Consider the following 26453-nt stretch of genomic DNA (forward strand, 5'->3'; position numbering starts at 1 on the left):
GGGGGCGTGCTCATGGGTGGGACTGCCGCGAGACGAGGGTGTGATCGGGCGCGGTCGCGGCGTCGAGCAGCGCCCGGGCGGCGGACCGGGCGCGCTCCGCGGGGTCGGCGGCCGTGCCCATGGCGGCGGCGACGATGGCCCCCTCCACCAGCAGCAGGAGCTGGTCGGCGAGCACGTCCGGGTCGGCGGCGCCCGCCTCGGCCGCGAGCGTGCGCAGCCGTTCCCGCAGCGTGCGCTTGTGCGCCCGCGCCGCCGCCGCGACGGGCGGTGACGCCGGGCCGAGCTCGCCGAAGGCGTTGATGAACGAGCAGCCGCGGAAGTCGGCCGTCCCGAACCACTCGGCGAGGAAGCCGAAGACGGCGAGCATGCGCTCGCAGGGCTCACCGACACGGCCGAGATGGTCGGCCAGAGCGTCGTTCCACCGCCGGTCGCGATGCTCCAGGTACGCCTCCACCAGCGCGTCCTTGGAGGCGTAGCACTGGTAGAGCCGCTTGAGCGAGACCCCCGCCGCGTCGCGGATCTGGTCCATGCCCACGGCCTGGATGCCCCGTGCGTAGAACAACCGCTCGGCGGCGTCCAGAATGCGCCGGCGCGCCTCTTCTTCGTCCATCCGCACCTGTCGGATCCCGTCCACCCGCCCCTCCTCGTCGAGGAAAACGCTCGTTCTCTACGATACGTAGGGAGAACACTCGTTCTCCTATTGGGGAAGGACAGCCACGATGAGCACACGCCCGCCGCTTCCGCCGTTCACCGAGGAGACCGCCAGGCAGAAGGTGCAGGCCGCCGAGGACGCCTGGAACACCAGGGACCCCGAACGCGTCGCGCTCGCGTACACCGAGGACTCGGTGTGGCGCAACCGCTCGGAGTTCCTGACCGGGCGGGAGGAGATCGTCGCCTTCCTGCGCCGCAAGTGGGAGCGCGAGCGCGACTACGCCCTGCGCAAGGACCTGTGGACCTTCGGCGGCGACCGCATCGCCGTGCGGTTCCAGTACGAGTGGCACGACGCCGAGGGCCGGTGGTGGCGCAGCTACGGCAACGAATTGTGGGAGTTCACCGCCGACGGCCTGATGAGCCGCAGGGAGGCGAGCATCAACGACGTGCCGATCGAGGAGAGCGAGCGGCGCATCCGCGGCCCGCGCCCCGAGTCGGAGCGCGGGGCCGGCCTCCCGCTCGCCTGACCGGCGGGGGCGGCCCGAGGCCCGTCACCCGGCCATGCTGCCGAGGGACTCGGCGCGGAGCGCGTCCGGCGCGCAGGCGGGGCAGTCCGGCGCCGCCGGATGGCGCGTGTAGACGTGCTGGTCCGGGGCGACGAGGTTGATGCCGGTGACGTAGCTGCCCGAGGTCGCGGGAATCCCGGTCAGGAACGCGATGACCGCCTGGGCGGTCAGGTGGCCCGACACTCCGGCGGAGGGCGCGATGACGTCCGGCCCGCCGAGGTCGAGGGGGATCCCCGGCGCGAGCGGGGCGTCGACGCTCGCGGTCAGGCACTCGTAGCACGGGCCGCCGGGAGTGAAAGCCGCCACGCTCACCAGCGGGCCGTTGTAACCGCCGAGCGCCCACGGGATCCTCTCCGACAGGCACGCCCGGTTGACCCAGATGCGGATGCCGCCCCGGCCGGCCGGTTCGTCGGCGCACATCGCGACCGCGTCGAACCCGCGTACGAGGTCGAGCATGTCCTCCTCGCACTCGACCGCCCGGGTCTCCCCGGTGACGCGGACGGAGGAGTTGACCTCGGCGAGCCGGGCGACGGCCACGTCCACCTTGAGACTGCCGATGTCGGCCTCCCGATAGAGGGCCTGCCGCGTCAGGTTCGACAGCTCGACCAGATCGCGGTCGACGCAGTGGATCTCGCCGACGCCGCACGCGGCGAGTGCCCAGGCCGTGTGGCTGCCGGTGCCGCCCAGCCCGAGGACGAGCACGCGGGAGCGTTTGAGACGGACCTGGGCCTCCCAGCCGTGCTCGCGCGGCGCGAGGCCGCTGCCGCGGAAGAACGCCGCGTTGCGCGAGTAGCGTTCGAGCTCTCGCAGGCTGAGCTCCTCGGGCCGCGGGCCGGCGGCGTCCTCCACATATCCCGAGGTGAGCAGGAGATCGACGACGCCGGTCGCCTCGGCCTCGGTGAGCCCCGGGAACGCGCGGCGCAGGCGGGCGACGACCTCCTCCGGGGTCCTCGTGCCGTCCATCGCGTTCAGGGCCGCCCAGGCGTGGCCGTCCGGATCGCTGATCTCCTGCGCGGCCCCGCCTATCCGGATCCGGTCGTTGCCGTACCTGTGGGGGCGGTGCTGGGCTTTCACACGGGGCAACCGCAAGGCGACCTCTCGGCATCGCGAGCGGGACAACAATCGACAAGTGGATCTTTCTGGAAGTGTCCATCCATGTCAAGGCGAATGCCGAAGCGGCATCGTCCCTGGATGCGGCGGCGACCGATGCCGTGACCGTGAGCCGGCCGTTCCGGGCGCGCTGTTTTGTCGGACGCCTCGGCTACGTTCCGGATCATGACAGACCGTTCCCCCAACGGCGCGACCGTGTGGGCGCGACACAGCAGGCTGCGGGTGGTGCCGCCGGTCCAGCCGCGCAAGCTGGCGAAGGTCCCCTTCGTCGAGCTGGCGGACGGCCGGCTGCAGGGCGTGGTGTCGAGCGGCTCGGACATCGGCCGGGTCTACGTCTCCTCCATCGCCGCCGGCACCCACGACTACAACTGCAGCACCAACAACAACCGCCCCTGCGGCGGCCTGTACGGCTCGCCGTGCAAACACCTGCGGGCCCTGGTCGCCGAGGCCGTCGTGCAGTACGGCGCCGACCGCGTGTCCCGTTACCTGCGGGTCGAGGTCCCCGAGGGCGCGGATCTGGCCGACTGCCTGGGCGGCGTCCACGAGCCCGCCCCCGCCGCGGTCGTGTTCAGCCGGTTCCTGCGCCACCTGGCCTACCTGGAGGTGCCCGACACGACCCTGCCGATCCCGGAGCTGCACTGGTTCCCGGCCACGGGGACGGTGGGCTGATGCTCGCCGTACAGCTCGCCGCCCTGCTCGGCGGCGACTCGGGAAACGCCGGCGAGGGGGCCGAGGAGGCGCTCGCGCTGCTCGACGGCTTCGACGACGCCCTGGTGCACGGCCTCGCCCGGCTCGCGGACGAGCGTGCCGACGCGGTGACCGCGCTGGCCGCGGCGTTCGCGGCCACCCCTCTCGGCGATCGGCTGGCGGAGGCCGCCGACGCGGTCGTGTCCGGTTCGATCACGCAGGAGCATCTGACGGCCCTGGCGGGCGGCCGGGTCGCGTTGTCCGGCGCCGTGCACGATTGCCTGCTCGAGAGGCTGGACACGGCATTGGGACGGGAACGGGCGAAATGGCCACCGGCGCCCGACGGCCCGGGGATGGCCGGCGCCGCCGCTCAGCCGGCTGGGCACGTGCTCGGCGGCGTCCGCTCGTGGCTGCGCGAGCTGGCCATCACCGGCTGGCGCGGCGTCGACCACGACCTCGTCTCCGCGGCGGACCAGGTCATCGAGGCCCTGCTCGCCGCACCGGATCTGCGCAGGCTCGCGGTGCTGCTCGACGGCTTCGCCGCCGAGCTGCGCGCCTCCTGCCCGATCGGCTCCGCGGAGCACCTGCCGGTGCGGCGCTGGGCCGACCTGTGGACCCGCGCCCTGCTGCTGTCGCAGGACGGCGTACTGACCGGCGAGCCACGGCCCGCCGCCACGGTGTCGGGACGGCTGCTGGTGCTCGGCGTCGACGTGCACGAGCACGGCACCGCCGTCCAGTTCCAGGTGCACGCCGTTCTGGAACCCGCCGACGGCGGCGGGTCCCGGCTGGTGCGCACCTCCGTCACGGTCGCCAAGGTCGACACCATCGTCGGGACCGCGCTGTGGAAGCTGCCGCAGCGCCACAAGGTGCTGCTGGCCGCGCTGGCCGACCGCCGCAGCGTCGAGATCACGGACATGCCCCTGCTCGACAGCGGCGACCTCGTCTGGGACGACGACCGCGCCTTCGTGAGCAAGCCCGCCGACCCGTTGGCGACCGCCCGGCTGTGCCTGCCCGGCGCGCTCGCCCCGGCGGTGCCGCCCCTCGATCGCGTTTCCGTACGCATCGCCGAACCGGTGCTGGTGGAGGGCTACAAGGTGACCAAGGACGGCTCCTTCGACCTGGACGGCACCGTCTTCGCCGTGGACGCGGAGCGGCTGCCCGACTGCGGCCCGCTCACGCCCAAGCTGGTGGCCGCCTCGTCGGCGTGCGTGGGACTGGTCCGGTGGGACGGCGGCCGATGGACCCTGCAGCCGCTCGCCGTGCAGGTGAGGGTCAAGCGGGAGGCGGTGGTGGTCGCCACCGGTGACTGGGCGCTCGGCCCCACTGACCCCAAGGCGGCCAAGGCCGAGGCCAGGGCCGCCGACGCGGTCACCGTCCTGCGGGAACGAGCCGGACGGTTGCTGCGACGATGAGCGACGACATCTCCACGAGTGCCCACGCGCCCACGGGCGGGGACGCCACCGCGCCCGTTCTCACGCCCGTTTCCACAACCGCGGACGACGGACTGACGAGCGCCGACCGCAACCGGCGTCAGGTGCTCTACTGGCGGCTGCTCGCCCGGCTGTTCGACCACGAGGAGCAGCCCGCGCTGGAGACCGCAGGCGTCGCGGTCGTCGGCGACCTGGGCCTGCCCGCCGGGCTGCTCGACCCGGCCGTGTCGGTCGACTCGCTGGTGCAGCGCTTCCCCGACCTGGCCGCCGAGTTCGAGACCCTGCTCACGCCGGACGAGCACGTGTCCGGCGGCGAGGTGCGCCGGGCGGCACTCGTCTCGAAGCTGCTGCTCAACGTGTTCGCCACCGGTGCGGGTGACGTCAGCGCCACCCAGCTCGCGACCTGGCAGCGGGACGCCGCCTGGCTCAAGTGGGCCCTGTGCGCGGGCCCGGCGCCCGGATCGGGAACGGGTGCGGCATCGGGTGCGGCATCGGGAGAGCCGGGTGGCGCATCCGGGACGGGGGCCGGGACCGGACCGGATGCCGGGCCGGCGGCCGGGTTCGGGCAGGGGCCCGGCGGCGGAACCGGCCGCGAGATCGGCGCCGGGCTCGGCGGCGACCTGGCCAAGGTGCTGGCCGACATCGAGGCCGGGCTGGTCAGCCGCATGCGGCTGCGCGAGGTTCTGGCGGATCCGGCCCTGGCGCGGCAGCTCACGCCCAGCATGTCGCTGGTCGAGCAGTTGCTGCGCGACAAGGCCAACCTGTCGGGCGTGGCGCTGGCCAACGCCAAGGCGCTGATCCGCAGGTATGTCGACGAGGTCGCCGAGGTGCTGCGCACGCAGGTCGAGAAGGCCGGCGTGGGCACGGTCGACCGGTCGGTGCCGCCCAAACGGGTGTTCCGCAACCTGGACGTCGAACGGACGATCTGGAAGAACCTCACCAACTGGAGCCCGGAGGACCAGCGGCTCTACGTCGACCGGCTCTACTACCGGCACACCGCTCGTCGGACCACCCCGGCCCGGTTGATCGTCGTGGTGGACCAGTCGGGGTCGATGGTCGACTCCATGGTCAACTGCACGATCCTCGCGTCGATCTTCGCCGGGCTGCCCAAGGTGGACGTCCACCTGATCGCGTACGACACGCGGGCGCTCGACCTCACGCCGTGGGTGCACGACCCGTTCGAGGTGCTGCTGCGCACGAACCTGGGCGGCGGCAACGACGGCCCCGTCGCGATGGCCATGGCCCAGCCGAAGATCGCCGACCCGCGCAACACGGTGATGGTGTGGATCTCGGACTTCTACGAGTTCGACCGGTCACAGCCGTTGTTCGACGCCATCCAGGCGGTGCACCGCTCCGGGGTCAAGTTCATCCCGGTCGGCTCGGTGAACAGCTCGGGTCACCAGAGTGTGAACCCGTGGTTCCGGCAGAAGCTCAAGGACCTGGGCACGCCGATGATCTCGGGCCACATCCGCAAGCTCGTGTTCGAACTCAAGAACTTCCTCGCCTAGGAGACCCCCTTACATGACCAACGAGATGCTCCGCGCGCCCGCCGAGGTGAAGTACGCCGAGGAGCTCGACTGGCTGGAGTCGATCGACGACGGGCCCAAGCCGTTCTCCTGGCGGCTCAGCCCCCGGATGGTCCGGCTGTTCGTGCTCGGCAGTGAGCGGTCCGACGGCCTGGACCGCGAGATCCCGCAGAAGTGGTTCGGCGACCGGAGCTTCGTCGAGCGCAGCATCGTGACGCTCGCCTCCGACCGCGGCCTGCTGCTGATCGGCGACCCGGGCACCGGCAAGAGCTGGCTGGCCGAGCTGCTGTCCGCCGCCATCTGCCGCGACTCCACCCTGGTCGTGCAGGGAACGGCGGGCACCACCGAGGACCACATCAAGTATTCGTGGAACGTCTCGATGGTGATCGCCAAGGGCCAGTCCCGCGAGTCGATGATCCCCTCGCCGATCATGACGGCGATGGAGCAGGGCATGATCGGCCGTTTCGAGGAGCTGACCCGCTCCACCAGCGACGTGCAGGACGCCCTGATCTCGATCCTGTCGGAGAAATACGTCTCCATTCCCGAGCTGGACACCGACAACACGGTGTTCGCCAGGCCCGGGTTCTCGATCATCGCCACCGCCAACAGCCGGGACCGGGGCGTCAACGACCTGTCCTCGGCGCTGAAACGGCGGTTCAACTTCGTCCGCATCCCGGTGGTGACGAGCAAGGCCAGCGAGGCGGAGATCGTCCGCTTCCGCACCACCGAGCTGCTGCGCCGGCACCGCATCGAGCTGGACGTGCCGCCCGCGCTCCTCGACATCCTGCTGCAGAGCTTCGCCGACCTGCGCGCCGCGGCGGCGTCGGCCACGAGCGAGGACGAGAAGCTGGAGTCCGCCCTGTCCACCGCCGAGCAGATCGGCGTGCTGGAGGACGCCATCCTGCACAGCCACTTCTTCGGCGACCGCACGCTGCGCGCCGAGACCCTGGGTGGCTCGCTGGTGGGCTCGCTGGCCAGGCGCGCCCCGGAGGACCTGGCCATCCTCAACAAGTACTGGCACGGCGTGGTCGAGCCCCGCAGCAAGCACGACGGCGGCGAGTGGACGCGGTTCCTCGACGGCGGCCGCCAGGCGATCTCGACGCTGTCATGAGCACCTTCGACGCCCTGCGCGAGCAGCTTCTCGACGCCGCCGCGGCCTTCTCCGGTGGCGGGGACGTCCTGGCCGGCATCCTGTCCGGCATGGTCGACGACGTCGACCGCATGCTGCGCGAGGAGCTGGAGATCTTCCCGGTGTGCCACCACTCGCCGGCCTCCGCACTGGCCATGACCCGGCGGTTGCGCGACAAGCGGCCCAAGGTCGTCTACCTGGAGCTGTGCGAGGACATGCGCCCGCTCCTCGACGAGCTGCGCAACTGCCGGCTGCCGGTTGCGCTGCAGGCGTTCGCCACCCGGCTCGACGGGTTCCCGGCCGGCTCCGGACCGCTCAGCGTGATCGCGCCGGTCACGGAGGCGTCGGCGGAGTATCAGGCCATCGCGTACGCGCTCGACACCCCCGGCGTCGAGATCGTGCTGGTCGACCGCTCGGTGGACCACGTCTTTCAATGGCTGCCCCAGGAAACGGCCGGTTCGGCGGGTTCGGCCGGTTCGGTTCCGGAGGAGGCCGGCTCGGTCGAAGACGGGCACGGTGACGAGGAGGCGCTGCACGGGGACGCCGTGGGCGTCGAGATCGGCGACCTGCGGCCGCGCTTCGCCGAGCTGGAAAGGCACCTGCTGCACCACGGCAAGGTGCGGCACTGGTCGGAGTGGTGGGACCAGTACGTCGAACAACCGCTGACCGGGGCCGACTACGGCACCTACCGCCAGGCGATGGCGCTGGTCGGCAGCCTGTTCCGGCGGCTGCGCCCCGACGGCGACGGCCGCCTGGCCGTCGACGAGGAACGCGAGCGTCACATGTGGACGCGAATCCGCGAGCACCTCGCCGCGTCGGGCGCCGACCCCGCCGACTGCCTGTACGTGTGCGGGGCCTTCCACGCGGTCAGCACGATCGCCGAGTTCGGCCTGCGGTCCGAGGCGCCGCCGTACGAGATCAGCCCGCGCACGGGCACCCGCTGGCTCTACGGGCTGATCCCCTCCAGCCACTCCGCGATCGAGGCGCAGTTCGGCCTGGCCCAGGGCTCGGTGTCCATCGCCGCCGCCACCTGGGCCAAGGCGGTCAAGCGTGGGGGCCTCACGCCCCACCGGCTGGAGGGGCAGCAGGGCGGACCCGGGAAGCGGGCCACCAAAGCCGCCAAGGCCGCCAAGGCCGCACCGCCCGTCGCCGCCGAGCCGGCGGCCGACCGGCTGACGGGGTTCCTCGCCGGCCCGCCCGTGCTCGACGGCCTGGACGGGGACGAACTGCGCGGATGGTGCGTCGACATCGTGCGGCTGGCCCGCCGCAACGGCTATCTGGCCAGCACGGCCGACGCCATCGCCGTGTTCGAGACGTCGATCCTGCTCGCCGGGTTGCGCGGGCGGGCCAGGCCCACGCCGTACGACTTCGCCGACGCGGCCGTCACCTGCATCGAGAAGGACGCCGTGCCGGGCCGCCGGGACGTCCGCCGCCTGTGTGAGATCCTCCTGGGCGGCGACAAGATCGGGATGGTCGGCTACGAGGCGTTGCCCCCGCTGGCCCGTGACGTGTACGACCGGCTGGAGCCCCTCGGGCTGGACCTGACCAGGCGTACGCAGCAGCGGGTGCTGCTCGACCTCAAGGCGGACCCAGAGCTGGAGCCGTGCTCCGATCTGCTGTGGACGCTGCGTCACCTGCTGCCCGACGGTGCGCTCCGGCCGATCATGGGGGCGCGCCGCCTAGGCGAGCGGCCGATCCAGGAGAGCTGGGACGTGGCGCTCGGCCGGCACCAGCGGGAGATCGTCGAGCTGGGCTACGAGGGCGTCACGGTCGAGCAGGTGCTGGAGCAGCGGCTGCGCCGCACGGCGTGGGACCCCCAGGCCACGGCGGGAGTCGCGCTCGCGGCCGTCGAGGACGCCATCCTCTACCTGGGCGGCCGCCGCCTCGCCGGCGAGCTCGGCGCCCGCGCCGTCGAGCTGCTGGCCGCCGAGCGCACGGTGGACGACGCTCCCGAGGTGCTGCGCCGGATCAGGCGGCTGCTGACCTACTACCGGGCGAGCGAACCGGAGCTGCCCGCCTGGTGCGAGGACTTCGTCACGGCCGGATACGCCCACTACTGCACGCTGCTGCCCACCGCCTTCGCCGACGACGACACCGGCGTGCGTCAGGTCGGCGCGATGCTCGGCTTCCTGTTCACGCTGGAGAGCCTCGCGCTGTCGCTGGGATGCGAACGGGCCCAGCTCGAACTGGCCGTGCGGCAGTCGCACCCGCGGGCCCCGGCCAAGGTCGCGCTGCTGTGGGCGGCGCAGACACAGCTGGGCCTGCTGACCAGGGAGGAGCTGCGCGCCCGCTGCGACGAGCTGCTGGCCAACCCGCTCGTCGTCCCGGCCTATCCGCTCTATGTGAGCGGGTTCGTCCAGGCGCTCGAACCCGTCCCCGGCCTCGCGCCGTTCGTGGTCGAGGCGCTGTCGAAGGCCTTCGCGCGGCTGCCCGACCCCGTCCTGCTGCCGTGGCTGCCGACGTTGATCATTACGTTGCGCCGGCACGCGCCGGAGCTGGTCCCCGTGCTCGTCCGCGAGGCCGGCCGGACCTTCCCCGGCGCTCTGGCCGAGCTGGACGCCTGGACCCCGCCCTGGGAACGGCCGGCCGCACCGGCGCGCAGGGCCCGGGCGGCACCCGCGCCGAGCGGGCCGGTGTCCGCGCTGCTGACCCGGCATCCGCAGGCGTGCGACGCCATGGCCGCGCTGCTCGGCTGCACGGCGGAGTGGGGGAGCGCACGGCAGGAGAACGGCGAGGTGGCGGCTCTGCTCGCCCGGCACCCGGAGACGACCGGCGCGGTCGCCGCGCTGCTCGGCGCGTGAGCCTGTGCCCGCGCCTTCACCCGGTGGCGATGTCGGCGAGCAGGGCGGGGACGAGTGAGGCGAGGACGGCCTGGTCCTCCTCACGGCGGGGGGCATACTCGGTGATCCCCAGGCCGGCCAGGGGAAAACGGGCCGTCAGCGCGCGTACGGCGTCCCGCAGTGCCCCGACGGACAGACCGCCGGCCTCGGGGTAGCTGAGCGACCCGAACTCCTCCGGGTCGAGAACGTCGAGGTCGATGTGGATGTAGACGGCGGTGCCCCCGGCGGCGGCGACGGCCGGGACCAGGACGCCGGGGTCGGCCGTCAGCTCGGGCACGGTGTGCCAGGCGAGGCCCGCGTCGGTGGCGTAGGCAAGCTCCGCCGGATCCAGCGCGCGGACTCCGGCGAGGATCACCTGCCCGGGCCGCAGCGCCCGCGGCGGGACCAGATCGCGGTGCCCGTCGCCCAGCAGGGTGCGCAGGACCATGCCGTGGAAGGCATGCGAGGGTGAGGAGCCGGGCGTGTTGAGATCGCCGTGGGCGTCGAACCAGACGACGACGAGCCCGTCGCCGTGCCGCGCCAGGGCGGCCGACACCGGCTCCACCTCCACCCCGCAGTCGCCGCCTACGGTGACGACCGTGGCCGCGCCGCACTCGCCGAGCGCGGCGCGGGTGCGGGTGGCGACGGCGGTGAGGACGTCCAGGGCCCGGACGCCGTCACCTTCGGCGCCCGCGGTGTCCGGAACGGGCACCCGTACGGCCCTCATGGACGGTTCGGTGGACGTCACCAGGGAGGTCAGCCGTTCGGCGCCGAGGGAGAGGAGCCGGGCGTCGCCGACGCTCGACCCCTGCCATTGGGGCACCTGAACGACCGCGGTCGGAAGCACGGACCGATCATTCCACGCCGATGCCCACCCGGGCGCCCGGGTCTCCACCTGGCGCCCGGTCAGCGGGCATTTCCGGGGGCGGGGACCATCGGCGCCGGCCGGCGGCGCCCACGGCTACGGCGTCGCGCCGCCGTGGTCGCAGGCGAGCGTCATCTCACGACTCGTGCTCCTGAGTGCCGCCTGCCGCCGGCCTCGGTCGCGGAGGCGTCCGTTTCGGAGGCTCTACCAGTCGCCGCCTCCGCCCTCGTCCTCGTCGTCCTCGAAGATCTCTTCGACGATCTCGCCCGCCACCAGACCGCCGACGACCCCGGCCGCGCCGGCCGCGGCCACCGCACCCCAGCCGGGGCCGCCGTGGTCCTCGTGGTGACCGTGGGGGTGGTGGTCCTCGTAGTGGCCACCGTGCCCATAACCGGGCCCGTGCCCGTAACCGTGCTCGTAGCCGCCGTGGTGGTGGTCACCGTACGGTGCGCCGTGATGGGCGCCGTGCTGGGCGAGCCCGGTCAGCCAGCGGTCGATCTCCCCGGGCCAGTCCATGCGCGCCGCGTCCTCGTGACCGACGCGGAAGCGGCCGACGGCGTCGCCGGAGTAACGACCGGCCCGCTTGTCGGCCTCCAGGATCACCTCCAGGCCCGCGGGGTCGGCCACGAAGGTGAGCTCGACCTCCCCCACCACACCGGCGTGCCGCGGGGGCGGGTAGAACTCGATCTCCTGGTAGAACGGCAGCTCCTGGCGTACGCCGTACAGGTGGCCGGCCTCCAGATCGGCCGACTTGAAGGCGAATCCGAGCTGGAGGAACGCCTCCAGGACGCGAAACTGCGAGGGGAGCGGCTCCACGGCGATCGGGTCGAGGTCGCCCTTGTCGACGGCCTTCGCGATGGCCACCTCGGTGCGTACGCCGAGCGCCATGCCGGTCAGGCGCTGCCCGTCGATCTCACTGATCGGGGTCTCCCACGGCACCGGGATCTGGAAGGGGATGCTCCGGTTCTCGCCCTGGCGCAGGATGAACGGACCGGACACCCGGGCGCGGGAGAACTCGCCGAGCCCCGCGCTCTCGCCGTCGCCGTGCTCGATCTCCACCGCGGCGACCAGGCCGAGAGTGATGTCCTCGATCTCGGCGTCGAAGTCGCCGCCGGACAGTCTCACCTCGCCCGTGAGCAGGCCGCCCGGCCGGACTCGTGGGGTGGTCAGTACGGTGTCCACCGAGGGGGCGCCCACCCCGAGAGCACCCAGCATCCGCTTGAAGACCACGTGTTTCTCCCTGTCGACGGTCGATGAGGTGTGTCAGCCGCCCACCTGAACGATCAGGCGCCGCGGCCGGGTTCCGGCCGCGGGTGAAGATCCGTGATCAACGTGCGGTCGCGGCACCGGGATTTCCGCAAGCTTGCCGTCGGTTTTGCTCAAATAGGCATATTAAGGATTGTTATCCATTTGGTTTGCGAAAGCGGATGAAGCGGACAGTGTGGGGGCAGGCGTATCGGCGTGGAGACCATTTCGGCGGAGGCAGAGGTGGCGACGGGCCGCGCGCCCCGGAGCAGGGTCGTCATGTCGCTGATCTCCCTGGCGCTGGCGGCCGTGCTCATCTCGTTCCTTCCGCACATCACCGGAGTCACCTGGGGGCAACTCGACGAGCGCCTGGTGCGGGTCGGCTGGGGCGCGATGGCGGTGCTCACAGGGGTGTGGCTGGCGGGGCTGTGGGCGTACTCGAACGTGCTGAGCGACTCCCTGCCCGGGTTGAGCAGGCGCCGGGCGTTGCTGGTCAACTGCGTCGGCAGCGGCGCCAGCAACGTGCTGCCCTTCGGCGGGGCCGTGGGTGTGGCCATGACCTTCACCATGATGACCAGGTGGGGCTTCGGGCGGCGGCCGGTGGTGGCCTCGACGGTCGTGACGGGCGTGTGGAACCTGCTGTCCCGCTTCCTGCTCCCCGCCGTGGGGCTCGTCTGCCTGCTCGGCGCGGGATACATGCCGGATCGCCGGCTCGCGGCGGCCGCAGGGGTCGGCGGCGCACTGCTCGTCGGCGTCGTCGTCGCCATGTCGGCAGCCCTCCATCGGGAGGCGGTGGCCGACCTGCTGGGGCGGGGCCTGGATCGGGTGGTCCGATTCCTGCCGCTCAGGCGTAAGCCGTGCCTGCGCGACTTCCTGCTCGACCTACGTCACTCCACCATCGAGATCACTCGTACGCGGTGGCCCCGGCTCACGCTCGGCATGGTCGCCTACATGGCGCTGCAGTGCGTTCTGTTCATCGGATGCCTGCGCGTGACCGGTGCCGAGGTCGCCATCCCCGAGGCGGTCGCGGCCTTCGCGATCAACCGGGTGCTGACCACCGCCGTCATCACGCCCGGCGGATCGGGGATCAGCGAGTCGGCGACCGCGCTGGCGCTGATCGGCTTCGGCGTCGCACCGGGGGCGGCCACGGCGGCGGTGCTGCTGTTCTGGTTCTTCGCCCACCTGATCGAGATCCCGGTGGGCTGGTTCGCCTGGAGCATCTGGTCGCTGACCGCACGCGCGCGGCCGTGAGCGCGACGGACCGCGGGACGCTTCATCGGTGCTGTAGGGGCGAGTCGCCGTTCCAGGCCGTCGAGGAGGGCGTCGAGGCCGGTTTCGAAGGTCTTGTCCGGGGAGGCGGCGTAGCCGGTCGTCTACAGCAACCTCGCCGCGGTGAAGTCGGTGCAGGCCGCCTTACCTCTTCACCGGGCGGCCGGAGGGCGTGGCCCTGGCGCACTCCCCCTGGCGCACTCCGCCCTGGCACACTCCACGACCGGCGTTCGCGGCCGGGTCAGCCGGTGGACGCCCAGGCCGGCGGCGGCCAGCGTGACCAGGCCGGCCGCGGCCAGGAGACCGACCCGCCCGGAGACCTGCTCCACCAGCGCGTACGAACTCCCCGCGGCGTACCCGAGCCCCACGGTGCCCGCCCCCCAGGCCAGCCCGCCGGGCACCTCGTAGGCGAGGAATCTCGTGTACGGCAGGCGTCCCATGCCGGCCAGCATGGGGACCAGGGCGCGCAGCAGACCGACCCAGCGGCCGAAGAGGACGGCCCATCCGCCGCGCCGCCGCAGGTAGTCCTCGGTGCGGTCCCATCGCTCCGCGCTCACCCGGCGGCCCAGCCGGCTGCCGCGCACGCGAGGCCCCAGCCGCCTGCCGATCCGGTAGCTGATCGAATCCCCGGCGACCGCGCCCACGCCGGCCACGACCATCATGAGAGGCAGGCTCACATGCCCCGTGAAGGCGAGGAAACCGGCCATCAGCAGGGTGAGCTCACCCGGCACCACGAGCCCGACGAGCGCCGCCGTCTCCGCGCAGGCCATCAGCCCGACCACCAGGTAGGCCCACGGGCCCGCCACCGCTATGAACTGGTGCAGCCCCTGCGTCATCGGATGCCCCCCGCCGTCGCGATGACTGTCTCCCCACAATGCACGTCACAACGGGAACGCCAGTAGCTCGCGGCGGAAAAACCTCAGTAAGCGTCCAGCCCGCAGGGAAAACGTCAGACAGCGCCGGAGAACGTGTCACAGCGGGCGGGAGAGCCCGTCTTGTATCCCGTGGTGAACCACTTCACCCGCTGCCGGGAGCTCCCGTGCGTCCACCCCTCGGGGTCCACCCTGCCCTGGGTGCGCTCCTGGATCCTGTCGTCGCCCACCGCCGCCGCGGCGTCCAGGGCCTCCTGGATGTCCGCCGCGGTGAACGGGCTCTCGTAGAACCCCGTGTCCACCGCGTTCTTCGCCCACACCCCCGCGTAGCAGTCCGCCTGGAGCTCAAGCCGTACGGAGGCGCTGTCCGCCCCCTGGCTGTCGCCGCCGACCCGCCGGGTGGTGCCGAGGAGGTTCTGCACGTGGTGGCCGTACTCGTGACCGATCACGTACGCCTGCGCGAAGGGCCCGCCCTTGGCGCCGAATTTGCTCTCCAGCTCCTCGAAGAAGCCGAGGTCGAGGTAGACCCGGCTGTCGGCCGGGCAGTAGAAGGGGCCGACGGCCGAGCTCGCCTGTCCGCAGCCGGTGCTCACGGCGTCGGTGAACAGGACGGTCCGTGCGTTGCGGTACGGCTGCTTGCCCCGCTCGGCGAAGGCGTCCCGCCAGTATTTCTGGACGCTGTTGACCACACCAACCACCCGGCACTTCTCCGACTGGTCCGCGTCGCTGCCCTTCTTGCATCGGGACGTCAGATCCGAGGCCGGGCGCGCGCCCGTGGACCCGCCGGACGAGGAGCTTCCACCGCTGAGGAGATCGGCCGGGTTGACGCCCAGAACCAGGGCGACGACCAGGGCGACGACGCCGACGACTCCCCCGCCGATCGCGAGCCCGCCGCCCGGGAATCCTCCTCCGCCCTCCTCCACCTGTGACGCGTCGAGATCCACGTCGTCGCGGAAGTCCATCAAGCCCGCCTTCCTGTCCCGGGACCTGCCACGCCCTATGATCCCCGACGGCCGCGCTCGCTCATCCGGTGCTCCGCCGGCAGAAGTGCCCTTTCTGGACATTGAGGGATGAATATGCACGAAGTTCGCCACTGTGTTGCGCTTTGCGGAATTGCGGGCGTTGTGACCTAGTCGTTCCTGATTCGTAACGGATGACCAGAATGAGGCGATAGTTCGTCTTTGCTTCAGTCTCTTCACGCACGTCGTTCACTCGCGAGATCCACTGTGACCGCTCGAGACCGCGCCGCTTTATCGGCGCTTTATGCACCGTGATGGAAGGGACTGCACCTGATGCAGCCAATGGCAGCCAGAACGCTGCTGGGAGGCTTGAGCAGGCGAGGTCGTCTCGCCGTGGCCGCCGTGATCGCCCTGGTCGCGACGCTGCTCGTCAGCGGCGTCGTGACGGCGGCGCACGCCGACCCGGACCCGGCAACAGCGGGTCATGGACGCCCAAGCCCGACGCCGACCGGTTCCCCCACCCCGCCCGCCCTCAGCCCCGCCGGCGGCTCCTACATCGAGGGCACGGTCAAGGTCACGGCGGTTCCGGCCACGGCCGGTGACAGCGTCACCGAGCTCGCCGTCGACGGCGCCGCTCTGAACGCCACCCGTACGGTGGGCGTGTCGAGGCTCCGTTTCGACGTCGGCTCGAACTCGACCGAGGCGCGATACCACAACTACGTGCTCGTCAACGGCGTCTACCGGAGCGACATCGGCGACCTCGTGAACGAGCGGGCGACCATCGAGATCCCGAACGACCACCTCGTCAAGGGCGAGAACACCATCGAGATCTTCGCCGGGACGATCCAGAGCTCGTGCGGCACCAACTACGACGACTTCGTCCTGTCCGACGTGGGCCTCGAACTGCTCGGTGAGGTCGCGGACGGGGAGGACAACCCCTACACCCTGTCCTTCGGCGACGGCAACTGCGGCTCGAACACCGCGCTGCTCAAGCAGGCCACGCTGAAGTTCTTCGTCAAGGGCGACCCGCAGGGCACCACGGGTCTCGCCACGGACCTGGACACCACGACGCTGGCCAACGGCGAGCACGCCATCACCGCCAAGGCCGCGTCCGGGGCCACGGTCAAGCACACCGTGACCGTGAACAACGCGCCGGCCGGGGCGCCCCGGCTGCTGCCCACGGACGGCACGCTGGTGGCACGCACCACGCCGATCCACGCGACCATGCCGGCCGCCGGTGCGGGCGGCGTCTCGTCCCTCACCGTCGACGGCGCGGAACCGGCCACGAAGGCCACCCTGGGCAACGGCGCGGCGATGTTCAGCTTCGACGTGGGCGCGGACTCGATCGACGACAAGTACGACGACTTCCTGCTCGTCAACGGCAAGCGCATCGACCTGGGCGGCACCTGGGCGGGCCGGCGCGTCACCGTCGCCGTTCCCGCCCGGTTCCTGGTGCCCGGCGACAACACGGTCAAGGTCGTGACCGGCGACTGGAAGGCGTCCTGCGGCACCGACCGCGACGACTTCACCATCGCGAACCTCGACCTCGCCCTCGACGGCGCCACCGTGTCGGGTCACGACGTCAAGCCGTCCTACGACCTGGGCGACGGCAACTGCGGCAGCGGCCAGACCGCCCTCCGCGAGGTCGAACTGCGCTACACGATCGACGCCCCGGCGGTGCACGTCGTCCGGACGCTCGGCTCGGGTGACGCGACCCTCAGCTTCACCGTCGGCACCAACTCCATCGAGGCGCGCTACCAGAACTACCTGCTCGTGAACGGGCGGAAGGTCGTGCTCGACGGCGACTTCGTGAGCCGGCGGGTCGACTTCACCTTCCCGAACGAGTACCTCGTGCCCGGCTGGAACACGATCGACTTCGTGACCGGCACCTATCCCACGTCATGTGGCGACAACCGCGACGACTTCGCGATCTCGAACATCGCCCTCACCCCTGTGCGGGGCACGGCGACCGGTCAGGTGCTCAAGAGCTCCTACAGCATGGGCGACGGCAACTGCGGCGACAACGTGAACCTGCTGACCGAGATCGACCTCGAGTTCCTCGTGGACGCCCCCGCCGGCGGCCTGAGCGCGGATCTCGACACCACCGCGATCAAGGACGGCAAGCACACCGTCGCCGCGACCTCGACCACGGGCGAGACCGCCACCCGTACGCTGATCACCGACAACTCGGCGCCCAAGGTCGCCACGAGCGTCCCCGCCGCGGGCGAGAAGATCACCGCCTCCGTCGTGCTGGACGTCAAGCTGGAGGACGCCTCCGGCGTTGTGTCCGGGCCGGACGTCACGCTCGACGGGCAGGCGATCGCGCTGGGCGCCCAGGTGGGCCCCGGACTGCGGCCCGGTGCGCACACCCTCGCCGTGACCGCCGCGGACTCGCTCGGCAACACCGGCACCCGGGAGGTCTCGTTCGAGTCCGCCGGCATCCCGGACGCCCCTGCCGAGCTCACCCCGGCGTCCGGAGCCGTCGACGTGTCGGGCTCCGTCACGCTCTCGGCGAAGGTCGCCGAGCCCGGCGGAGGCCAGGTCAAGGCGACGTTCTCCGAAGCCGACATCCTGACCCCGAACCAGGCGTTCCAGGGTGTGGCCGAGACCGTCCCCACGACCCTGGAGGTGCCCGGAGAGGAGAAGGTCAAGGCCGCCGGGCTGGAGCCCGCCGACGGCGCGACACTTGACGCGCCCGCCGGTCGGGACGTCACCTACCAGCGGTACGACATCCAGGTGAAGGGCCACGTGGACGCCCCGGTCCTGCGCTGGGAGGGCGTCGTCGACCCCGAGCGCCTGGTCTCGCTGCGAGCGTGGAACACCAAGACCCGGGCGTGGGATCTGCTCACGAGCTCCCGCGGCGCCGCCGAGGGCCAGACCGCGCTCACCGCCGTCGTCGGCGACCGGTACGTCGACGGGCAGCAGGTCCACGTGATGGTGACGGGCGAGGACCCGTTCGCCGACGACATCGACCCCGGTGATCCGAACGGCTTCGCCGACCCCTCCACGTACGACTTCTCAATCGTCCACTTCACCGACACGCAGTATCTGTCGGAGGGCGCGGTGGAGCAGGAGACCGCCGAAGAGCGCGCGGTGTGGGAGTCCGCGTACGCCGGGATCGTCAACTGGATCAAGGACAACAAGGACCCGCGCAAGATCTCTTACGTCGCGCACACCGGCGACCTCATCGAGAACAACATCCGCAAGCCCGCGGACGACGCCACACAGCGACAGGTCGTCGGCGAGTTCGAGGTGTCGTCCAAGCAGCAGAGCGTCCTGGACGAGGCGAAGATCCCGAACGGCGTGATCGCGGGCAACCACGACAACCAGTCGGGCACCGAGGACGGGCCGGGGGCGATCTACAACAAGTACTACGGCCCCGGCCGCTACCAGTCGGCGGCGCAGGGCTGGCAGCACGCCGAGTACGGCGGGCCGTGGAAGGACGGCGACAACCAGAACCACTACGACCTGTTCTCGGCCGGCGGGCTGGACTTCGTCGTGGTCGGCCTGTCGTACGGCGTCACGCGGGAGGAGGCCGAGTGGGCCGACTCCGTCTTCAAGCGGTTCCCCGACCGCAACGGCATCCTGCTCTCGCACGACTACCTCGTGCCGAGCACCAACCCGGACGGGCGCGGCGCGGGATTCTCGGCGCCGGACGGCTCGATGCTGTACAAGACGGTGGTCGAGAAGAACCCGAACGTCTTCCTCATCCTCGCCGGGCACGAGCACGGCGTGGCCACCAACGTGAAGCCGAAGGTCGGTCAGGTCGGCAAGGGCGTCGTCGAACTGCTGGCGGACTACCAGTTCTACACGGTCTCGGCCGACCGCCTCGGGCTCACCCAGGTGGGCGGATACAACCCGGACGACCAGCTTCAGTTCGGCGCGAGCTTCTTCCGGCTGCTGCAGTTCAACGTCAAGCGGGCCGAGCTGACCGTGGACACCTACTCCCCGCTGCTGAACGACTTCGGCGCGGGCGAGTTCGACCCGTTGCGCCGTTACGACGGCCGCGAGGACAACATGGTGCTGCCGGTCGATCTCACCACCCGCACGACGAGCTTCACGACCGACTCGCTGGCGATCTACAAGCCCACCCGGGTCATCGGCACGAGCACGGTCCCGTCGGGTCAGGTGGCCTCGGTGACCTGGAAGCGTCTCAAGGGCGACACGGCCTACGCCTGGTTCGTCACCGCACGCTCCACCGGCGGCGGCGTGACCGCCTCCGAGCCGAGCGTCTTCGTCACGAAGGACGAGCACGGCCGCCCGGGTAAGTGGGGACCGGACTCGCCTCTCTACCGCTGGTTCCAGCGCAGGTAACCGTCATCGCCGCCCCGGACCCCCGCGTCGACGCGGAGCGTCCGGGGCGGCCTTTCCCCTCGAACCCGGGCCCCTCGAATCCCGGGTCCCCTCGAACCCGGGCCCCCTCGAATCCCGGACCTCCTCAAACCTGGAGAACGAGACATGTCTCGCAGGCTGTCCGCCGCCGTCCTCGCTCTCGCCTTCGCTTTCGGCGGGCTGACGGCGTTCTCCGCTCCGGCGGCGGCACACAACGCGACCACCAAGGCGCACGCCACGGTGACCGGAACGGGCGCGGACGTCAGAGTCGTGCTCGACCTGGAGTACGACCTCCTCATGAAGTCGGCCTGGTTGTACGCCGAGGCGTACGACGCGAAGGAGCGGGCCGAGCAGCTGCGCCAGCTCAAGAGGAACCACGCCGCCGTCGTCGACTACGTCACGCGCCGCTTCGCCCTGGCGTACGGCGACACACCCTGCTCGCCCACGCCGGTGGGCGACGCGGGCGTGCGCGACCGCGACAACGTGGCCTACGCGGTGCTGACCCTCGACTTCCACTGCGCGGGCGACGGCGGGGGAGGACACGCGATCTCAAGCGCGCTCTTCCCCGACGCCGAGAGCTTCGTGCACGGCACGGAGACGATCGTCGGCTACACGCTCGACGGCACGACGGGTTCCGCGGTCCTGACCGCCGGGAACCCGACGCTGCGGGTCGGCGAGCGCCGGGCCTCGCACCAGATCGGGGAGTTCTTCCTGCTCGGCGCCGAGCACCTGCTGTCCGGGCTCGACCACATCTTCTTCCTGCTCGCCCTGCTCGTCGGCGCCCGCCGCCTGCGGGACGTCGTCGTCACGGCCTCCGCGTTCACGGCCGCCCACAGCATCACGTTCCTCCTGGCGGTGCTGGGGATCGTGGACGTTCCCGCGGGGATCGTCGAGCCGGTCGTCGCGGTGTCGATCATCGTCGTGGCCGTCGCCAACCTCCTGGGCTGCGACGAGGACAAACTGGGCAGGTGGCGGCTGCCGATCGTCTTCGCCTTCGGCCTGGTGCACGGGCTCGGCTTCGCGAGCGCGCTGGACATCGACGAGAAGGGGTCGTGGGAGCTACTCCTGTCGCTGCTGAGCTTCAACGTCGGCATCGAGGCGACCCAGCTGCTGATCATCGCGGTAGTCTTCCCGCTGCTGGTGCTGCTGCGCCGTACGTCCGCGGTGCGCTGGGTGACCGCCGCCATGTCGGTCCCCATCGTGGCGGTCAGCCTCTACTGGTGCGTCGACCGGATCACGTCGCCACTTTGACGTCCGGCCGGGCGGCGAACGGCCGCTCGGCTTCGTGACGAGGCCGGCACCGTGGTCGAATCGTTCCTCCACCTCCTTCCGCTGAGGAGACGAAGACCATGAACGATCGATCCCTTGAGGAGACCAGGGAGTTCTTCGCCGCGAGGGCGGCCACCTGGGAGGAGAAGTATCCCGACGACGGCCCGGCCTTCGCCGCCGCGATCGCCGAGATGGCCCTGCCGGCCGGGGGTCTGGTCCTCGACGCCGGATGTGGAACCGGCCGTGCGTTCCCCCTGCTGCGGGACGCGGTCGGGGCCGCCGGGCACGTGGTGGGCGTGGACGTCACCCCGGAGATGATCCGGTCGGCCCGCGAACGGGGACGGGGTGAGTCCGGCCGGCTGGTGATCGCCGACGTCGGGCGGCTTCCGCTCCGCGATGGCGTGGCCGACGGCGTGCTGGCCTCCGGGCTGATCTCCCACGTTCTCCAGCCGGTGGCCGTGCTGTCCGAGCTGGCCCGGGTGACCCGCCCCGGTGGGAGGCTGGCGCTGTTCCACCCCGTGGGCCGTGCGGTGCTCGCGGCACGGCGTGGCCGCACCCTGACCCCCGACGACATACGGGCCGAGCACAACCTCCGTCCCCTGCTGGACGCCGCCGGCTGGACCCTGCTCGGCTACGACGACGCCGAGGAGCGCTATCTGGCGCTGGCTCGCAGATGAGAGACCGTCGACGCGGCGACGGCCCTTGCCTTGACGCCTGCGACAAGGTTCTAGCGTGATCGCGAACACCGGCCCGAGGAGCCCCCGATGAAATTCGCGATCGCCTACTCCACCGCCGACGGGCTCGACCCCGACAGGCTCGTGGCCTATGCCCGCCATGCCGAGGATTGCGGCTTCGAGGGGCTTTATCTGCCGGAGCACATCGTGCTGTATCCCGGCGCCGCGATCGGTCCCTTCGAGATCCCGCCGGCGCTGCCCTACCCCGATCCGCTCGACTGCCTGGGCTTCGCCGCGGCGGCCACGCGACGTCTCCTGCTCGGCACGGCCGTGCTGCTGCTGCCGTACCATCACCCGGTGGTCCTGGCCAAGCGCCTCGCGACCATCGACGTGCTGTCCAGAGGGCGGATGCGGCTGCTGACCGTGGGGCTCGGCACCCTGCCCGGCGAGGCCGAAGCGGCGGGAGTCGACTTCGGCACCCGTGGACGCCGTGCCGACGAAGCCATCGACGTGCTGCGGCTGCTGTGGGAGGGGGACGAGAAAGGCGTCAGCTTCACCGGCGAGTTCTTCGGCTTCGACGACGTGTGCAGCTATCCCAAGCCCCATGGCGTCACCCACCTGCCGATCCACGTGGGCGGGTCGAGCCGGGCCGCCGCGCGCCGGGCCGGACGGCGCGGCGACGGCTACTTCCCGGGTGGCGCGCTCACCCCGGAGGAACGCGCCCTCCAGTGGGAACTGGCCCGCACCGCGGCCGCCGAGGTCGGTCGCGATCCCGATGCGCTGGAGTACACGCGCTGGGGGTCGATCGACATGTCCCCCGAACGCGTCGAGACGTACGCCGCGCAGGGCGTGACCCGCATCGTGGTCAGCCCCTCGTCCACGGAACCGGAGCGGCAGCGGGACGAGATGTCCGCGTTCGCCGAGCGGTTCGCCCTCCCCCGTATCGGCTGACGACTGGCTCGCGCGATGTCCGGCATCACTCGCGCGTGACGCGGCGCTCGCGGCCACCTGCGTGAGGAACGGTACATTGCGCGCATGTCCTCCACTTCGCGGCCTGACGATCGCCTCGCGTCCGTGTTCCGGTTCGCCACCGAGTTGGTCGCCTGGATCGCGACCCCGTGGGCCGTCGCCTCGCGGTCCGTGCCGCTGGCGGTGCTGTCGGTCGTAGTGCTGATCGGGCTGCCGACGCTGTTGTCCACGCCGGGGGACAAACGGAACGTGATCGTCGCGGTGCCCGGGCCGGTGACCATCGCGCTGGTCCTTGTGCAGCTCGCGGCGGCGGTGGTGGCGGCGTGGGTCGCCTGGCCCGCGTTCGCCGCTGTGCCGGTGACCGTGCTGGCCGCGATCACCGTGGTGCTCGAACTGCCCCGCTGGCGGTGGCTCGCCTCCCGGTAAGGCGTGCTGCCGGAGGCGTACTCGCTCTCCAGGATCGGGAGCGCGGCCCTGGTCGTCCGGACCGCCGCGTGCGGGCCGGTCAGGCGTGCGCGGGGTCGCGTCGTGTGCGCAGGAAGGCCGCGGCGAGGAGGACGCCGAGCAGGACGAGGACGGCGTTGACGGCGATGGCGGCGGTGACACCGTGCAGGATCGCCCCGGCGGACGCCATGCCCCCGGCCGTGGCGGTGGCGATCGCGGACATGATCGGGGTCCCCATGGTGATGCCGACCTGCTGGGACATCGAAGCCAGGCCGGTGGCCAGGCCCTGCTCGTGGTCGGGGAGGCCGGTGGTGGCGGTGACCATGAAGCCGACGATGACGAGCATGTTGCCCACGCCGCCCAGGAAGGTGGCGGGCAGCAGCAGCCCCATCGAGGTCGGCGTGTCGCCCAGGAAGATCAGGACGGCGGTGAAGACAGCCTGGAGCAGCCCGCCGCCGATCAGGACGGCCGCTGTGGAGGTGCGGGCGATCGCCTTCGGAGCGAGCATGCCGCCGGTCACGGTCCCGGCTCCCAGGACGCCGAAGGAGAGCCCGGCGGCGAGGGCCGAGAAACCGAGAGTCTTCTGCATGTACAGGGTGAGCAGGTACACCAGGGACGTCTCGGTGACGAAGGCGAGCAGCCCGAGCACGTTGCCCCAGGCCACGGTGCGCTTGCGCAGTACGCGCACCGGGACCAGGGGCTGGGCGGCCCTGCGCTCGACGAGATAGAAGACGACCAGCAGGACCGCCCCTGCCAGCAGGCCTGTCAGGGCGAGGGGCTCGCTCCAGCCGTGTTCGCCGGCGCGCGTCAGGCCGTAAACGACGCCGAGCAGTCCGAGGGTGACCGACAGCGCGCCGGGCAGATCGACCTTGGGACGGGCGGCGGGGCGCGACTCGGCGATGACGGCGGGGGCGACGAGGAGCACGGCCAGGGCGACGGGGACGTTGATGAGGAAGGCCCAGCGCCAGGACAGCAGGTCGGTGAGCACGCCGCCGAGGACCGCGCCGGCGGTGAACCCGGCGGACATGAGCGCACCGTTGAGGCCCAGGGCCTTCTGGCGCAGGGGGCCTTCGGGGAAGGACGTGGTGAGCAGGGCGAGCCCGGCCGGGGTGGCGGCGGCGGTGGCGAGCCCTTGGGCGATGCGGGCGACGATGAGGACCGCGGGGCTTGGGGCGAGCCCGCCCGCGAGCGAGGCCGCGCCCAGGAGCGCGAGGCTGCCGAGGAAGATGCGCTTGCGGCCGATCAAGTCGCCGATGCGGCCGAAGAAGAGAGTGAAGCCGGCCGCGCACAGAGCGAAGGCGGTGGCGATCCACTGCAGATCGGCCAAGAGAAACCCGAGGTCGTCGCCGATCGCGGGCAGTGCCACGTTCAGGATCGAGAAGTCGACGGCCAGCATGAACTGGGCGACCAGCAGCACCGCGAGGATGACCTTCAGACGGCCGGTCAGGCGCCGCGGTGGCGCCTCGTGAGCGGCGGCCGCGGCCACCTGCAGCGATTTCGTGGTGGACATGACAGGGACGTCCCTTCGGGCATGGAGTAGTGCGGTCTTAACGGTTCTCTTGTCCCGTTAAACTGATGAGGACACTAGCACTCCATGCCGCCTTAAGGGAACTCTGGTTCCGATAGTGGCCTTGTGGGAAGGAGCCGTCATGGCAGCCACTCCACCGCCCGGTGCCGTCCGTCCAGGTGGACGCACCGCTCGCGTCCGCGAGGCCGTCCTCGAAGCCGCCGCCGACACGCTGGCCGAAAGGGGCTTCGACGGGCTCGACCTCGGCGAGATCGCGCGTATCGCGGGAGTCGGGAAGACCACCCTCTATCGCCGCTGGGGCACGCCCGGCGCGCTCGCCGCCGACCTTCTCCAGGACATGGCCGAACGCTCCCTGCCCCGGTCGCGCAACGGCGACATCGACCGGGATCTGCGCGACAACGCCCGCCTGGTCCTCAAAACCCTCACCGATCCCCGCCAGGGGCGGCTGTTCAAGGCGCTGATCGCCGCCTCGCTCTGCAACGACCAGGCGGCGCAGGCGTTGCGCCGCTTCTACGCCGTACGCATCGACGAATGGGCCGGCTGCGTCACCGACGCGATCGAACGAGGCGAACTGCCCTCCGGCATCGACCCGCGCCGGGTGATCGCCGCCGTCTCCGCGCCTCTGTACTACGCCCTGCTCAACACCGGGGAACCTCTGGACGAGACCGCGGCGGATCGGGCCGCGGCGGCGGCGCTGGCGGCGGCCCGCGCCGGTGCCCTCACCTGACGCCTGCCGGCGAGAGACGACAGCCCGCCGTTGGCGCTGTGCGACGCCGACTGCCGCCGGCACCGCGCGGCCCAGGTTTCCACGCCGGTGCTCGCGCGAACGCCGCAGATCACGCTCTCCACAGGAGAGGTCCCATCGGCGTCGGTCGCCGGTTCCGCGACACTAGGTCCTCGACGAGTACCCGATTCGGCGTCCGCGCGGCCCAGGCCCGAGATAGGTCGCGCAGCCGACGAAGACCGAACGCCGCAGGAGACAACCGTGAGCCTCGAGGCACAGCGCGCCCACATCCTCACCGGGCAGATGTACAACGACCTGACCGACGAACTGGTCGCCGCCCGACAGCGCGCCGTGCTGCTCACCAACGCCTACAACGACAGCTTCGGCGCTCCCCAGGCCCAGCGTGAGGCGCTCCTACGTGACCTGCTCGACCACGTCGGCCCCGGTGCGCACTTCGAGCCCACCTTCCGGTGCGAGTTCGGCTACAACATCAGCGTCGGCGCCGGCTTCTACGCCAACTTCGACGCCGTCATGCTCGACGGCGCACGAATCACGATCGGCGACAACGTTCTGCTCGGGCCGCGCGTGAGCATCTACACCTCCAACCACGCCATCGATCCTGACGAGCGCGTCGCCGGGGCCTGCTACGCCAGGCCCGTGACCATCGGCGACAGCGTGTGGATTGGAGGCGGGGTCACCATCAACCCCGGCGTGACCATCGGCGACGGCGCGATCGTCGGCTCCGGGGCCGTCGTGACCCGAGACGTCCCCGCACGCGTCGTCGCCGCCGGTAACCCCGCCCGGGTCCTGCGCGAGATCACCGAGCGGGATGCCACCGGCTGGCGCCCCGACGCCCTGTAGACGCTGGATCCTCCATCGGGTGTGGTCTGAAGCCGTTGCCGTCATTGAAAAAGTGAGTTCCATATAGCTGGGGACGGCCGGAATTCACTCGCACTCGATTCGCAAGATATGCGAGGCGGGCGGGTTTCGTCTTCTTTCGAGCAGCGGCATCCGAAAGCGCCGCATGGAATTCGCGCTGCGTCTCAGGCGAGGCGTCGGCGTGCTGGGCGAGTAGCCACGCCGCGAGCGTCCTATCCTCTCTGACCTGGGACGACAGCGGCCATCCTCAATGCCGGCCACCGGCCGCAGCCATGCTGGTTGTCCCGATCGAGGTTCCTCCTTCGGGCGGCTTTCTGCCGGCTGGTCAGAGCCGTGCAATGGATCCCGGGAATGCACGCGATCAACGTTGACCGGGAGGTCGGATTTCAGTGCCGCTCCCCTAGTTGCAAACTGCTCCGCCGACTGTTGGTGCGGCGATCGCAGCCGAATCGTCTGCCGGTTCGCATTCGGTTGCGCCGGAAGAGACACCGGCCCATTCCCTGCCT

21 protein-coding genes are annotated in these 26453 nt (G+C 71.3%); 14 read left to right on the plus strand and 7 right to left on the minus strand.

Annotation, left to right across the window (positions count from 1 at the left end; translation table 11 throughout):
• Positions 1 to 10: 10 nt before the first annotated feature.
• Positions 11 to 634, minus strand: coding sequence for a TetR/AcrR family transcriptional regulator (locus tag FH610_RS09275; protein ID WP_240808856.1), 624 nt, complete (start codon positions 632 to 634; stop codon positions 11 to 13).
• Between the two features lie 85 nt (positions 635 to 719).
• Between FH610_RS09275 and FH610_RS09280 the strand changes: the two genes are divergently transcribed.
• The gene (locus FH610_RS09280; RefSeq protein WP_079313739.1) at positions 720 to 1178 is read left to right on the plus strand and encodes a nuclear transport factor 2 family protein; all 459 of its coding nucleotides are present in this window, start codon (positions 720 to 722) and stop codon (positions 1176 to 1178) included.
• A gap of 24 nt (positions 1179 to 1202) precedes the next feature.
• Here the strand turns inward: FH610_RS09280 and FH610_RS09285 are convergent, their stop codons facing one another.
• On the minus strand, positions 1203 to 2291 hold the full coding sequence (locus tag FH610_RS09285; protein WP_205825643.1) for a HesA/MoeB/ThiF family protein: 1089 nt from the start codon (positions 2289 to 2291) through the stop codon (positions 1203 to 1205).
• 201 nt (positions 2292 to 2492) lie between these two features.
• Between FH610_RS09285 and FH610_RS09290 the strand changes: the two genes are divergently transcribed.
• From FH610_RS09290 to FH610_RS09310, 5 genes are read left to right on the plus strand one after another with little or no spacing between them, the layout of a single operon-like run.
• Positions 2493 to 2996, plus strand: coding sequence for a hypothetical protein (locus FH610_RS09290; protein ID WP_139573877.1), 504 nt, complete (start codon positions 2493 to 2495; stop codon positions 2994 to 2996).
• Positions 2996 to 4426, plus strand: a complete 1431-nt coding sequence (locus tag FH610_RS09295) for a hypothetical protein (RefSeq protein ID WP_139573878.1) — start codon at positions 2996 to 2998, stop codon at positions 4424 to 4426. The genes FH610_RS09290 and FH610_RS09295 overlap by 1 nt, the downstream gene beginning before the upstream one ends.
• Complete coding sequence (locus FH610_RS09300; RefSeq protein WP_139573879.1) at positions 4423 to 5952, plus strand: VWA domain-containing protein; 1530 nt, start codon at positions 4423 to 4425, stop codon at positions 5950 to 5952. The genes FH610_RS09295 and FH610_RS09300 overlap by 4 nt, the downstream gene beginning before the upstream one ends.
• Before the next feature lie 13 nt (positions 5953 to 5965).
• The gene (locus FH610_RS09305; protein WP_139573880.1) at positions 5966 to 7081 is read left to right on the plus strand and encodes an ATP-binding protein; all 1116 of its coding nucleotides are present in this window, start codon (positions 5966 to 5968) and stop codon (positions 7079 to 7081) included.
• A complete protein-coding gene (locus FH610_RS09310; protein WP_139573881.1) occupies positions 7078 to 9900 on the plus strand; it encodes a DUF5682 family protein in 2823 nt (940 codons plus the stop codon). The genes FH610_RS09305 and FH610_RS09310 overlap by 4 nt, the downstream gene beginning before the upstream one ends.
• A gap of 16 nt (positions 9901 to 9916) precedes the next feature.
• Here FH610_RS09310 and FH610_RS09315 read toward each other — a convergent pair whose 3' ends face one another.
• Together FH610_RS09315 and FH610_RS09320 are read right to left on the minus strand one after the other, a co-directional pair.
• Positions 9917 to 10765: an arginase family protein gene (locus FH610_RS09315; RefSeq protein ID WP_205825644.1), complete on the minus strand. Its 849-nt coding sequence runs from the start codon at positions 10763 to 10765 to the stop codon at positions 9917 to 9919.
• Positions 10766 to 10987: 222 nt separating this feature from the next.
• Complete coding sequence (locus FH610_RS09320) at positions 10988 to 12013, minus strand: sporulation protein (protein ID WP_205825645.1); 1026 nt, start codon at positions 12011 to 12013, stop codon at positions 10988 to 10990.
• A gap of 231 nt (positions 12014 to 12244) precedes the next feature.
• On the opposite strand from FH610_RS09320, the gene FH610_RS09325 reads away from it, so the two are divergent.
• Positions 12245 to 13279: a lysylphosphatidylglycerol synthase transmembrane domain-containing protein gene (locus FH610_RS09325; RefSeq protein WP_139573882.1), complete on the plus strand. Its 1035-nt coding sequence runs from the start codon at positions 12245 to 12247 to the stop codon at positions 13277 to 13279.
• Between the two features lie 170 nt (positions 13280 to 13449).
• Here the strand turns inward: FH610_RS09325 and FH610_RS09335 are convergent, their stop codons facing one another.
• Both FH610_RS09335 and ypfJ read right to left on the minus strand, forming a co-directional pair.
• Positions 13450 to 14133, minus strand: a complete 684-nt coding sequence (locus tag FH610_RS09335; RefSeq protein WP_139573883.1) for a DedA family protein — start codon at positions 14131 to 14133, stop codon at positions 13450 to 13452.
• A gap of 113 nt (positions 14134 to 14246) precedes the next feature.
• Positions 14247 to 15131 (minus strand): KPN_02809 family neutral zinc metallopeptidase, encoded by an 885-nt coding sequence (gene ypfJ / locus FH610_RS09340; RefSeq protein ID WP_139573884.1) that lies wholly within the window; start codon positions 15129 to 15131, stop codon positions 14247 to 14249.
• Between the two features lie 339 nt (positions 15132 to 15470).
• Between ypfJ and FH610_RS09345 the strand changes: the two genes are divergently transcribed.
• From FH610_RS09345 to FH610_RS09365, 5 genes are all read left to right on the plus strand, one after another.
• On the plus strand, positions 15471 to 19442 hold the full coding sequence (locus FH610_RS09345; protein WP_139573885.1) for a metallophosphoesterase: 3972 nt from the start codon (positions 15471 to 15473) through the stop codon (positions 19440 to 19442).
• Positions 19443 to 19586: 144 nt separating this feature from the next.
• Positions 19587 to 20711, plus strand: coding sequence for a HupE/UreJ family protein (locus FH610_RS09350; RefSeq protein WP_139573886.1), 1125 nt, complete (start codon positions 19587 to 19589; stop codon positions 20709 to 20711).
• Positions 20712 to 20809: 98 nt separating this feature from the next.
• Positions 20810 to 21406 (plus strand): class I SAM-dependent methyltransferase, encoded by a 597-nt coding sequence (locus FH610_RS09355; RefSeq protein WP_139573887.1) that lies wholly within the window; start codon positions 20810 to 20812, stop codon positions 21404 to 21406.
• An 87-nt stretch (positions 21407 to 21493) separates the two neighbouring features.
• A complete protein-coding gene (locus tag FH610_RS09360) occupies positions 21494 to 22354 on the plus strand; it encodes a TIGR03619 family F420-dependent LLM class oxidoreductase (protein ID WP_139573888.1) in 861 nt (286 codons plus the stop codon).
• An 84-nt stretch (positions 22355 to 22438) separates the two neighbouring features.
• Entirely contained in the window at positions 22439 to 22798 is a 360-nt protein-coding gene (locus FH610_RS09365) for a hypothetical protein (RefSeq protein WP_139573889.1), read from the plus strand.
• A gap of 79 nt (positions 22799 to 22877) precedes the next feature.
• On the opposite strand, the gene FH610_RS09370 is transcribed toward FH610_RS09365, so the two are convergent.
• Positions 22878 to 24326, minus strand: a complete 1449-nt coding sequence (locus tag FH610_RS09370; RefSeq protein ID WP_139573890.1) for an MFS transporter — start codon at positions 24324 to 24326, stop codon at positions 22878 to 22880.
• 139 nt (positions 24327 to 24465) lie between these two features.
• Between FH610_RS09370 and FH610_RS09375 the strand changes: the two genes are divergently transcribed.
• Together FH610_RS09375 and FH610_RS45125 are read left to right on the plus strand one after the other, a co-directional pair.
• The gene (locus FH610_RS09375) at positions 24466 to 25071 is read left to right on the plus strand and encodes a TetR/AcrR family transcriptional regulator (RefSeq protein WP_139573891.1); all 606 of its coding nucleotides are present in this window, start codon (positions 24466 to 24468) and stop codon (positions 25069 to 25071) included.
• A 258-nt stretch (positions 25072 to 25329) separates the two neighbouring features.
• Positions 25330 to 25929, plus strand: coding sequence for a sugar O-acetyltransferase (locus FH610_RS45125; protein WP_139573892.1), 600 nt, complete (start codon positions 25330 to 25332; stop codon positions 25927 to 25929).
• Positions 25930 to 26453: the final 524 nt, after the last annotated feature.

It is taken from the genome of Microbispora catharanthi, from assembly GCF_006334915.2.
Classification (GTDB): Bacteria; Actinomycetota; Actinomycetes; order Streptosporangiales; family Streptosporangiaceae; genus Microbispora; species Microbispora catharanthi.